The organism is Streptomyces thermolilacinus SPC6 (genome assembly GCF_000478605.2).
Classification (GTDB): Bacteria; Actinomycetota; Actinomycetes; order Streptomycetales; family Streptomycetaceae; genus Streptomyces; species Streptomyces thermolilacinus.
Genome location: NZ_ASHX02000001.1, coordinates 2,422,275 through 2,434,132 on the forward strand (window position 1 = coordinate 2,422,275; position 11,858 = coordinate 2,434,132).

The 11,858-nt window shown below is 73.9% G+C and carries 7 protein-coding genes; 2 read left to right on the forward strand and 5 right to left on the reverse strand.

The genetic code is table 11. The features are described 5' to 3' along the window. Positions 1–257 precede the first annotated feature (257 nt). A complete protein-coding gene (guaA, locus tag J116_RS10060; RefSeq protein WP_023586964.1) occupies positions 258–1,856 on the reverse strand; it encodes a glutamine-hydrolyzing GMP synthase in 1,599 nt (532 codons plus the stop codon). Positions 1,857–2,180: 324 nt separating this feature from the next. Here guaA and J116_RS10065 point away from each other — a divergent pair, with 324 nt between their 5' ends. Together J116_RS10065 and J116_RS29405 are read left to right on the forward strand one after the other, a co-directional pair. Beyond that, positions 2,181–2,525, forward strand: coding sequence for a chorismate mutase (locus J116_RS10065; protein WP_023586965.1), 345 nt, complete (start codon positions 2,181–2,183; stop codon positions 2,523–2,525). Positions 2,526–3,041: 516 nt separating this feature from the next. After that, positions 3,042–4,073: an LPXTG cell wall anchor domain-containing protein gene (locus J116_RS29405; protein ID WP_023586966.1), complete on the forward strand. Its 1,032-nt coding sequence runs from the start codon at positions 3,042–3,044 to the stop codon at positions 4,071–4,073. Positions 4,074–4,205: 132 nt separating this feature from the next. On the opposite strand, the gene J116_RS10075 is transcribed toward J116_RS29405, so the two are convergent. The 4 genes from J116_RS10075 to J116_RS10090 all read right to left on the reverse strand — a co-directional run bounded on the left by J116_RS10075 (position 4,206) and on the right by J116_RS10090 (position 11,830). Then, a complete protein-coding gene (locus J116_RS10075) occupies positions 4,206–6,116 on the reverse strand; it encodes an FAD-dependent oxidoreductase (protein WP_023586967.1) in 1,911 nt (636 codons plus the stop codon). 99 nt (positions 6,117–6,215) lie between these two features. Then, the gene (locus J116_RS10080; protein WP_028963899.1) at positions 6,216–7,904 is read right to left on the reverse strand and encodes a succinic semialdehyde dehydrogenase; all 1,689 of its coding nucleotides are present in this window, start codon (positions 7,902–7,904) and stop codon (positions 6,216–6,218) included. Between the two features lie 104 nt (positions 7,905–8,008). Beyond that, on the reverse strand, positions 8,009–10,030 hold the full coding sequence (locus tag J116_RS30405) for a serine/threonine-protein kinase (RefSeq protein ID WP_235617420.1): 2,022 nt from the start codon (positions 10,028–10,030) through the stop codon (positions 8,009–8,011). A gap of 162 nt (positions 10,031–10,192) precedes the next feature. Then, positions 10,193–11,830 (reverse strand): serine/threonine-protein kinase, encoded by a 1,638-nt coding sequence (locus J116_RS10090; RefSeq protein WP_028963900.1) that lies wholly within the window; start codon positions 11,828–11,830, stop codon positions 10,193–10,195. Between the last annotated feature and the right edge of the window lie 28 nt (positions 11,831–11,858).

Below are 11,858 nucleotides of genomic sequence, written 5' to 3' on the forward strand. Positions count from 1 at the left end.
GGTGCTCCCGTCGAACCGGGGTCCGCGCTCGCCGCTCGCCCTCCGCCAGTGGGGCGCGGTTCTGTCGTGGTCGTTCGCCGTGTGGGCCATGTCCTCACCCTCCTCGGTGCGCCGCCCGCCGCGGGCGGCCCGTCCTCGGCAGTACGGGACGGGGGGTGGTGCGGTTCACCCTCGGACCACCATGCCCCGGAAAGCGGCGGAGCCGCCGCCCACGGCTGTGGGCGGCGGCTCCGCGAAGGGCTGGGGTCACCCGGGGGTCACTCCCACTCGATGGTGCCCGGCGGCTTGCTGGTGACGTCGAGGACGACGCGGTTGACGTCCTTGACCTCGTTGGTGATCCGCGTCGAGATGCGGGCCAGCACGTCGTACGGCATGCGCGTCCAGTCCGCCGTCATGGCGTCCTCGGACGACACGGGGCGCAGCACGATCGGGTGGCCGTACGTGCGGCCGTCGCCCTGCACGCCCACGGACCGCACGTCCGCGAGCAGCACCACGGGGCACTGCCAGATGTCGCGGTCCAGACCGGCGGCGGTCAGCTCCTCGCGGGCGATCGCGTCGGCCTCGCGCAGCAGGTCCAGGCGCTCCTTGGTGACCTCGCCGACGATGCGGATGCCCAGGCCGGGGCCGGGGAACGGCTGCCGCTGGACGATCTCCTCCGGCAGGCCCAGCTCCTGGCCGACCATGCGGACCTCGTCCTTGAACAGCTTGCGCAGCGGCTCGATCAGCTTGAACTCGAGGTCCTCGGGGAGGCCGCCCACGTTGTGGTGGGACTTGATGTTGGCCGTGCCCGTGCCGCCGCCGGACTCCACCACGTCCGGGTAGAGCGTGCCCTGCACCAGGAACTCGACGGGCTGGTCGCCCGACGCCTCCGCGATGATCTCGGCCTGCGCCTGCTCGAAGACGCGGATGAACTCACGTCCGATGATCTTGCGCTTCTCCTCGGGGTCGGTGACCCCGGCGAGCGCGTCGAGGAACCGCTCCTGCGCGTCGACGACCTTCAGCTGGACGCCGGTCGCGGCGACGAAGTCCTTCTCGACCTGCTCGGTCTCGCCCTTGCGCATCAGGCCGTGGTCGACGTACACGCAGGTCAGCTGGTCGCCGATGGCGCGCTGGACGAGCGCGGCGGCCACGGCGGAGTCCACGCCGCCGGACAGGCCGCAGATGGCGCGCTTGTCGCCGACCTGCTCGCGGATGGCCGCGACCTGCTCGTCGATGACGTTCCCCGTCGTCCAGGACGGCTCGATGCCGGCGCCCCGGTAGAGGAAGTGCTCCAGGATCTGCTGGCCGTGCGTGGAGTGCATCACCTCGGGGTGGTACTGCACGCCGTACAGCTTCTTCTCGTCGTTCTCGAAGGCGGCGACCGGCACGACGTCCGTGGACGCGGTGACGGTGAAGCCCTCGGGCGCGGCGGAGCAGGCGTCGCCGTGCGACATCCACACCGACTGCTCGGCGGGCGTGCCCTCGAAGAGCGTGGAGCCGCTCTTGCTGACGTGCAGCGGCGTACGGCCGTACTCGCGGGCGCCGGTGTTGTCCACCGTGCCGCCGAGGGTCGTGGCCATCAGCTGGAAGCCGTAGCACATGCCGAAGACGGGGACACCGGCCTCGAAGAGGGCGCGGTCGAGGCGGGGAGCCCCCTCCTCGTACACGGAGGACGGGCCACCGGAAAGAATGATCGCCTTCGGGTTCCTGGCGAGCATCTCGGCCACCGGCATGGTGGACGGGACGATCTCGCTGTAGACCCGGGCCTCACGGACGCGACGGGCGATGAGCTGGGCGTACTGCGCGCCGAAGTCGACAACGAGGACTACGTCCGGGTTGGTGTCGGGCGAGGCGGCAGCGGGGGTCGCTGATGACACTACGGCGGCCTTCCGGCGGTGGGAGGGGGTCGGTATCAGTCAATTCTACCGGCGTGGCCGACAGTCCTTTCGTCTCACCATCCGAACCGCCCGGGGGCGCGGCTGGCCCCGGCGCCGTACGCGGGTCCATACTGGCGGCCATGCACACGCACGCGACCTTCGTCTTTACCTATGGCACCGGCTGGTCCGGCTGCCGTGGTCGTGCTGCTTGAGCAACTGACGACTTCACCAGGCGCCCCGGGCCGACAAGGCCCGGGGCGCCTGTCGTCTCCGCCGGGCCGTACGCCGCCCCGGGGCACCCACGACACACGAGGAGCCCCAGCGATGACCCCGACGACCACCACTCCCGCCCCCTCGGCCGCCCGCACTCCGCAGCAGGCCCCCGCCAGGACCGCCGCCGAGGTCACTGGCGCGCGGACGGACGACGCCGCCGAGCTGATCACCGGCGCCCGCGAACGCATCGACGCGCTCGACGACCGGATCATCGGCCTGATCCAGGAGCGCATGGCCGTGTCGGCCGTCATCCAGGAGGCCCGGATGTCCTCGGGGGGCCGCCGGGTGAACCTCGCGCGCGAGATGGAGGTGCTGGCGCACTACAGGGACGCCCTCGGCAAGCCCGGTACGGCGCTGGCGATGACGATGCTGGAGCTGTGCCGGGGGCGGGTCTGACTCCGGGGCCTTGAGTCAGGCGGTCGGGCAGTCCGGGCGATCCGGGCAGCCCAGGTCAGTCCCGGTCAGTGCGGGGCCTGAGCGCGTGCGCGCATCTCACCCGTACGGAGCGTGACCCGGGCCACACCGGGTCGTTGGTCCCGGTGTCCGCGCGCGGCGCGTGACTTCGCTGGAGCGTGTGGCGCATCGCGTGTGCGCCGTGGGACCGCGCTCCGGCGTGTGTGACCGGACGGCAGGGGACAGCAGCCCGGTCACCCAGAGGGGCGGTCGGCCCGGGGACGCCCGGCGTCGGCCGCCCCCTATGCGTGCGCGCGCACCGCGCGCCCTTCTTCCGCCGGCACGGCGGCGGCCGCGTGACGCAGGACACATAAAGAACCTGTGAGTTCCCGGGCAACCAATCCCTCTTGCCGCAGGTCATGTATGCGAAACCCACGGCCACGCCCGTCACGCATGACGACGCGGGGCCCATCACCCCGTGCCGCATCCGGTGGTACGCCCAGACCACGAGGTCTTGACTTGAAGCTTCGCCGCGCCATGGCCGTCGCCGCCGCGACCGCCGTCATCACGCCCGCCGCCTTCCTCATGGCCCCGGCCGCGTACGCGACGGACAACGCGCCGTCCACGACGACGGAGTCCTCGTCGCCGGCCGCGACCCCGTCCGCCGACGAGACGACGTCCGAGGAGACGGCGCCGACCGAGGACGAGACGAAGTCCGAGGAGCCCACCTCCGACGAGCAGACGAAGTCCGAGGAGCCGAAGACCGAGACCCCCGCCGCGGGCAGCAGCACCACCGCCCCGGCGCCCTCGACCAGCGCGTCCGCCCCGGCGCCCTCCACCAGCCCCAGCTCGTCGCCGTCGCCGTCCGAGCCGGCGAGCGAGTGCACGGAGTTCGAGGACAACGAGGGCCTGCGCACCGAACTGGTCGGCCTGCCGTCGAAGGTCGTCGCCGGTTCCGGCTGGCAGAACTTCTCCTTCCGCGTCGAGAACAAGACCGGCCACGACGTCGAGGGCGTCGACGCCTACCTGTACGCGGGCGCCGTCGACAACGAGAACGCCGACGACATGACCCGCTTCCTCACCGTCCAGGCCTACATCGGCGACAAGTGGGTCACCCTCTCCGAGGAGGACGGCTACTTCGGCACGTCCAACGCGCTGAAGAAGAACGAGTACAGCGAGGCCAAGATGCGTCTGAAGGTGGACGCCAAGGCCCCGTCCGGCTTCGGCTTCGCCTTCGCCTCCGGTGTGAGCTTCACCAAGGACGGCCTGTGCGAGTTCGGCGAGGAGATGGAGTACGAGTTCGACATCCTCGCCGCCGGCACGAACCCGGGTGACGTGGACGACGCCACCGGCAAGCCGGGCAAGGGCGACAAGAAGCCCGACACCAAGCCGCAGGGCGACCTCGCCGAGCTGCCCGTCACCGGCACGCTCGCCGAGACCGGCTCCAGCTCCATGCTGCCGACCATCGGTGTCGCCGGTGGCATCGCCATCGTCGCCGGTGCCGGTGTCGTCTTCGCGCTGAAGCGCCGCCAGAACGGTGCCGCCGCGTAACGGCACCGCCTGAGGACTGGAGAGGCGCTGCGCTCGGAGGGGGGCGCAGCGCCTCTCTGTGTGTTCCGGGGGCCGTTCTCCGGGGGGAGGGACCCGGCCCCCTCGGGCATGAGCGGTCGGCGGCCCCGGTCCCTACGCCTCCGCCTTCTTCGGGGGGACCTTCGGGATGTCCAGGAGGGGGAGGCGGAGGGCGGCGAAGGCGTGTGGGGGGACCGTCGGGGACGTGGGTTCGACGGGGGTCACGCGCCGGTACGGGGTGCCCTGGGCGGGGCGGGGGTCGGGTTCGCCCTTGTTGGGCCACAGGGACATGGCGCGTTCCGCCTGGGCGGTGATCGTCAGGGACGGGTTCACGCCCAGGTTCGCGGAGACGGCCGCGCCGTCCACGACGGAGATCCCCGGGTGGCCGTACAGCCGGTGGTACGGGTCGATGACGCCGTCGCGGGCGGTCGCGCCGATGGGGCAGCCGCCGAGGAAGTGCGCGGTGAGCGGGGTGCCCATCAGTTCGCCGACGTTGGACCCGGCGAAGCCGTTGATCTCCTCGGCGATCAGGGTCGCGGCGCGGGTCGCCTCGGGGATCTGCTTGGGGTTGGGCGCGCCGTGGCCCTGGCGGGCGGTGAGCAGGCCCTTGCCGATGCCGCCGCGCTTGAGGTACGTCGTCAGGGAGTTGTCGAGCGACTGCATGACGAGCCCGATGATGGTCCGCTCCGACCAGCGCCGGTTGGACAGCGACCGCGCGGTCTGGAGGGGGTGGCGGAGGCTGTTGGCGAGCCAGGCGGCGACGCGGTTCTTCGCGTACGGGACCTGGAGGATCGACAGGGACCCCATCGCGTTGGAGCCCTTGCCGTAGCGGACGGGCTCGATGTGGGTGTTCTCGTCGGGGTGGATGGACGAGGTGATGGCGACGCCCCGGGTGAAGTCCAGCGGGGCGCCGTGCCGCTTGCGGTAGCGGCGGTCGGTGGTCAGGGAGCCGACGAGGGCCTCGGAGTTGGTGCGGGTCAGCTCCCCGAGCCGGTCGGAGATCCGCGGCAGCAGCCCCTCGTCCTTCATGCGGTGCAGGAGGGTCTGGGTGCCGTACGTGCCGGCCGCGACGACGACGTACCGGGCGCGGTACGTGCGCGGGGTGCCCTTGCGGCGGCGGTCGGTGGGGACGGTGCGGACGAGGTGGCCGCCGTCGCCGTCCTCGGTCACGGCGGTGACGGTGGTCATCGGGTGGATGACGGCCCCGGCCTTCTCCGCGAGGTGGAGGTAGTTCTGCGTGAGGTTGTTCTTCGCGCCGTGCCGGCAGCCCGTCATGCACTCGCCGCACTCGGTGCAGGCGCGGCGGGCGGGCCCCGCGCCGCCGAAGTAGGGGTCGGGGACCTGCTCGCCGGGGGCCGACCTGACGCTGCCGTCGGCGTCCTTGCCGTCGCCGAAGAACACCCCGACGGGCGCCAGGTGGAACGTGTCGCCCACGCCCATGGCCCGCGCGGCCGCCTTGAGGTGGACGTCGGAGGGGGTCATGGTCGGGTTGAGCCGGACGCCGAGCATGCGCTTGGCCTGGTCGTAGTACGGGGCGAGCTCGGCCTGCCAGTCGGTGATGCCCGCCCACTGCCGGTCCCGGAAGAACGCGGGCGGCGGTACGTACAGGGTGTTGGCGTAGTTGAGGGAACCGCCGCCGACGCCGGCGCCCGCGAGGACCATGACGTTGCCGAGCAGGTGGACGCGCTGGAGGCCGTACAGGCCGAGGGCGGGGGCCCACAGGTAGTTGCGCAGGTCCCAGGAGGTCTTCGGCAGGGTGGCGGGGGTGAAGCGGCGGCCCGCCTCCAGGACGCCGACGCGGTAGCCCTTCTCGGTGAGGCGGAGCGCCGAGACGGAGCCGCCGAAGCCTGAGCCGATGACGATCACGTCGTAGTCGTACGCGCCTTCGTGCGTCTCGTCGCGAGCGACATCGCGAGTGACTTCACGGGTGACTTCGCGAGTGACTTCGCGGGTGTCCTCGTGCGCGTCTTCGCCGGTGTCCTGGGCGGTTTCCGGCTGATTCTGGGCAGGGGGGACCTCGGACATGGCTCTCCTCGTACCGAAGGACCGAAAGGGAGGGGCGGGGCGGCGGTCACGCGGCCGCCCGGCCCAGGCGCGGGCGGCCACGGGCGCCGCCGCCCGCCGTCAGCGCAGGCGCAGGGCCTTCATCACCTTCAGGCTGCGGCTCATGAACGCCGCGTACTTCTCGTCGTCCATCCCGAACGCGGGCGCCAGCGGCATCACGCGCTGCTGGGCGACCGTCTGCGCCTCCGTGTACTTGAGGATGCCGTCCGAGCCGTGCCGGCGGCCCAGGCCCGAGTCCTTCATGCCGCCCATGGGCGCCTGCACGCTGCCGTACGCGGCGCCGTACCCCTCGTTGACGTTCACCGTGCCCGCGCGCAGGCGGGCGGCGACGGCCAGGCCGCGGCGTGCGTCCTTCGTCCAGACGCTGGCGTTGAGGCCGTAAGCCGTGTCGTTGGCGCGCTCGATCACCTCGTCCTCGTCGGTGAAGCGGTACACGGAGACGACCGGGCCGAAGGTCTCCTCCGCGCACACCGCCATCGACGGGCCGACGCCGTCGAGGATGGTCGGCTCGTAGAAGAGGGGGCCGATGTCGGGGCGGGGCAGACCGCCCGCGAGGACCTTCGCGCCCTTGGCGACGGCCTCGTCTACGTGCCGGGTGACGGCCTCCAGCTGCCGCTCCCCGACCAGGGAGCCCATGTCGGCGCCGTACGCGAGGGACGTGCCGAGCCGCATCGCCTTCGTCCGGGCGACGAACCGCTCCAGGAACGCGTCCGCGATCGACTCGTGCACGTACAGCCGCTCGATGGAGATGCACAGCTGACCGGCGGAGGAGAAGCAGGCGCGGACGGCCCCGGCGGCGGCCTTCTCCACGTCGGCGTCCCGCAGCACCAGCATCGGGTTCTTGCCGCCCAGTTCGAGGGAGACGCCGACGAGCCGGGCCGCCGCGCCCCGCGCGACCTCGCGGCCGGTGCGGGTGGAGCCGGTGAACGACACGTAGTCGGCGTGCTTGACGACCTCGGGGCCGACGACCGGGCCCTCGCCCAGGACGACCTGGAACACCTCGGGCGGCAGCCCCGCCTCGACCAGCAGGTCCCGCGCCCACAGGGCGGTCAGCGCGGTCTCCGTGTCGGGCTTCATGACGACCGCGTTCCCGGCGGCGAAGGCGGGCAGGGCGTCGCCGACGGACAGCTCCAGCGGGTAGTTCCACGGCGCGATCTGGCCGACGACCCCGCGCGGCTGGCGCAGCTCGGTCACCTTGGTCAGGACCGGTACGGCGCCGGTGCGGCGCTTCGGGTTCAGGTACGCGGGCGCCTTGACGCCGTAGTGGCGGGCGGCGATGGCGACAGCCTGGATCTCCTCGTGGGCGTGGAGGCGAGCCTTGCCGGTCTCCAGCTGGATCAGGTCGAGGACCTCCGCCTGGCGCTCCAGCACCAGGTCGTGGAAGCGGAGCAGCACGGCGGCGCGGCGGCGGACGGGCGTGGCCGCCCACGCGGTCCGCGCGGCGCGGGCGCGGGCGAACGCCTCGGCCACGTCCTCGGGCGTGGACTCGGGCAGCTCCGCCAGCCGGTCCCCGGTGAACGGGGTGTGGTTGGCGGTCCGGCCGGAGCCGACGACGCCCTTGGTGAGCCGGGCGACCAGGTCGGGTGTCACCACGTCGGCCGCGGTGCGGGCGCCTGCGGGCGCGGGGGCCACGGGGTTGGTGGGGGTCTTCGGTCCGGGGGCGGGCACCGCCGACGCCGGGGCGGCGGGCGTGGACGCGGCGGGGGGCGTGGGTCCGTTGGCGTGGGCGGGGGCCTGCGTGTCCGTCATGGGGGCGAGGGTATGCGGCGTGCGGGCCGTTTGGGTACCCGGCGGTAACGTCTTTTCACCGTCCGCACACATCACGCCAGCGTTCACTGGCAAATAAGCCCTGATCAGCGCGTTGTCAGCAGCAGAACGACCCCGAGGGTCACCGCGACGGCGATGGCGGCGACCAGGGCGGCGACCAGCGGCGCGGTGGCGGGCCCGGCCGTCCGACGTGCCCCCCGTGACCCGCCGCCGGGCGGCGCGTCGTCGGTCGGCGCGGCGTCGGAGGGCGGGGTTCCGTACGGCGCCGCGTCGGGTGGCGGGGTGCCGTAGGGGGAGACGGCGGGCGGCGGTGGGCCGTAGGGCGGCGCGTCGGACGCCGGGGCGGTCCCGTAGGGGGACGGGTCGGTGCCGTACGGGGAGGGGACGGCGGGCGCGGGCCCGTAGGGGGCGGCGTCGGAGGGCCCGTAGGGGGACGCTTCGGAAGGCGCGGTCCCGTAGGGGGACCCGGTGGAGGGCGGCGGGATGTACGGCGCGGCGTCCTGGGGCGCCGGGCCGATGGGCGGCGTGTCGGACTGTGCAGGGTAGGACCCGGGCGGCGCGTCGGACGGCGCCGCGTAGGGCGTGTCGGACGGCGCCGGGTAGGGCGCGGGCGGCGGACCGGACGGCGTCCGCGCCCCGTACGGCTCCGGCGGCTCCCCGTACGGCTCCGGGGCGTCGGCAGGCTGTCCGGCGCCCGGCCGGAGCCGGTCATCGACGGGGACGGCGTCCGGGAGTACGGCGTCCTGCGGCTCGACGCCCGCGGGCGGCGGTACGGGCAGGGTGGGCGCGGCGGGGCCCCGGTCCGGTACGCCCGCCACCTGCCCGAGCGGCGACACGCCCGGCACGTCGGCCGCCTCGGGCACGTCCGGCACCTCCGTTACGGCGGGCACGTCAGGTACGACGGGCGCGGCGGGCACGTCCCGGCGCGCCGGGGCCGACCTGCCGGGCAGCCCCCTGGCCCTGTGCCGGACCCGGTCCCGGGCGCGCGCGGGTGGTACGGCGTGGGAGCGCGCCCCGGTCGGCGCGTCGCCCTGCCCCACCTGCGCGCCCGGCGCGGCCTCGTCGGGGCGGTGGTGCGCCGCCGGGGCGTCGCCCGGCAGCGCGCCCCCGGACACCGCCCCGCCGGGCACCGCCCCGCCGGGCACCGCAGCCGCCGCGCCGACCCCGGATCCGGCCGCGCCCACGCCGCCCGCACCGCCGCCCGTCACGTACGCGCGCAGCAGCCGTTCCGCCTCCGCGCCGTCGATCCTGCGCGCCGGGTCGCGCTCCAGCAGCCCCCGCACGACGGGCAGCAGCGGCCCCACCACGGCGGGCGGCCGGATCTCGGCCTCCACGACGGCGTGCAGCACCCCGCCCAGCGAGTCGCGGTGGAACGGCGAGCGGCCCGTCATCACGGCGCACAGCAGCACGCCCAGCGACCACAGGTCCGCCGCGGGCCCGGCCCGGTTGCCCTGCATCCGCTCCGGCGCGGTGTACTCGGGCGAGCCGACGAACATGCCCGCCTCGGTCAGCGTGGTCGCCCCGGCCAGCTGCGCGATCCCGAAGTCGGTGAGGACGACGCGCCCGGTGGCCTCCTCGACCAGCACGTTGGCCGGTTTCAGATCCCGGTGCAGCACCCCGATGGCGTGCGCGGCGCGCAGCGCGGACAGCAGGGCCAGACCGATCCTGGCCGCCTCGCGCGCGTCCACCGGCCCCCGTACGGCGATCCGCTCGGCGAGCGACACGCCCTCGACGAACTCCATCACGATGTACGGGACGCCGTCCTCCTCCACCACGTCGTGGACGCACACGATGTGCGGGTGGTGCACCCGGGCCACCGCGCGCGCCTCCCGAAGCGTGGCGTCCACGGCCGCGTCACCACCACCCGCGCCAGCCCCGCCGCCCCGGCCACCCGCACCGCCCGACGGCCCGGCGCCACCGCCACCACCCGGGCCACCGCCCGCGCCCCCGGGCACACCGGAGCCGCCCCCCGGCACACCGGAGCCGCCGCCCGCGTCCACGTGCAGTTCCTTGACGGCCACCTGACGGCCCAGCAGCTCGTCGTGGGCGCGCCACACGGTGCCCATGCCGCCGCGCCCGAGGCGGGCCTCCAGCCGGTAGCGGCCCATGATGCGCCGCAGCTCGCGGGAGGCGGGCCCGTACGGCTGCCGCCGCGCCTCCCCGCGCTCCCCCGGCTCGCCCTGCTCCCCGTACTCCCCCTGGTCCCCCTGCTCCCCCGCTCTCCACCCTCCGACCGACACGGCCCATCTCCTCCGCTCGCGCCGAGGAGGTCACCCCCCGGCGGGTCGCCAGTGGCGCAGCACGATGTCGAACTGCTCCCGTGTGGTCGCCCAGTCTTCCTCGGGAGACGACATGTACAGCGCGTACTCGGTTCCGTCGTCCGTGTAGTACACCTGATCTATCGCGTGGCGCTTACCGGGGTGTGTCCTTTTCTCGTACCAGGTGAACTCCCAGAGACAGGATTCCAGCTGATCACGGAACGTATTCTGGTCGAGTCTCACCCGGCGGTATTCCGGCAGCCTCTCCCGCAGCGACTTCTCCACATCGAGCATGTGCATGTACGGGTTCTCGAAATCCGGCGAGTCGTCCACGCTGACGCGAATGCGATGCCTGCCGTTGTCCGGCGTGTAGTCGATCTGGTCGCCGTCCATCTGCCGTTTCCAGCCGACCGGCACGACGAGGCTGAAGCCGAGCGGGTCCTCGACGCGCTCCCACCCCTCCGGAACGCCGCCGGGGACCGGTGCGGCCGTGGCCCCGGCGGCGGACGGGGAGGGGTCGGCGGCGATGTTCGTGGCGGTCTGGCCAGGCCTGTCGGCGTACCGCATGACGGCGAACCCGGCGCCCGCGCCGACCGCCGCCGCGAGCAGCACGACCATGGCGGCCCGGCGCCAACGGGCGCCGCCCGCGCGGACGGTGGTGGCCGGGCCGTGCGGCGCGGCGGGCGACGGGGCGGTGGCCGTGTCGCCGGGCCCCTGGTCGGGCCGGTGGACGATACCGTCCGCCACCTCCCGGAGCTCCTCGGACGTCACGGAGCGGGTCGGTACGAACGCCTGCGCGGCCGTCGGCGTACGCCCCTCCATCGCCTCCAGCAGCATCCGTTCCAGCTCGGCGGCGGTGGGCCGGTCGGCGGGGTCCTTGCGGAGCAGGGCGGTGATCACCGGGGCGAGCGGCCCCGCGTGCGCGGCGTCCCCCGCCTCCTCGGTGACCACGGCCTGCATGGTGCTGATCGGCGACGAGCGGCGGAACGGCGACTCGCCCTGGACCGCCGTGTACAGCGTGGCGCCCAGCGCCCACAGGTCGGATGCCGGGCCCGGGTCGGCGCCGCGCACCCGCTCGGGGGCCAGATAGTCGATGGAGCCGACCAGTTCGCCGGTCCGGGTGATGGTCGAGTCGCCCTCGATGGCGGCGATGCCGAAGTCCGTGAGGAGGACGCGCCCGTCGCTGGCCAGCAGCACGTTGCCCGGCTTCACGTCCCGGTGCAGCACCCCCGCCGCGTGCGCGGCGCTCAGCGCGCCCAGCACGTGCAGCCCGATCCGGGCCGCCTCGCGCGGCGATATCCGGCCATCGGGCGCGGACTTGACCGTGTCGGCGAGGGACGAGCCGTCCACGTACTGCATGACGATCCACGGCCGGCCGTCGTGTTCCAGCACGTCGTGGACGGTGACGACCGCGGGGTGCGTGATCCGCGCCGCGGCCCGCGCCTCCTTCTGCGTACGGGCGTGCAGGACGGCCCGGTCCGCCTCGGACACGTACTGGCCCGCCGTCAGCTCCTTGACGGCCACGGTACGGTGGAGCACCTCGTCGTGGGCCCGCCACACCTTGCCCATCCCGCCCCGGCCGATGGCCTCGCCCAGCCGGTAACGCCCCGCGAGCACCAGCCCCCCGCCCATGCCCTGAGTCTGTTCCACGTGTCTCCGCTCAGCCCCGCCACGCCGC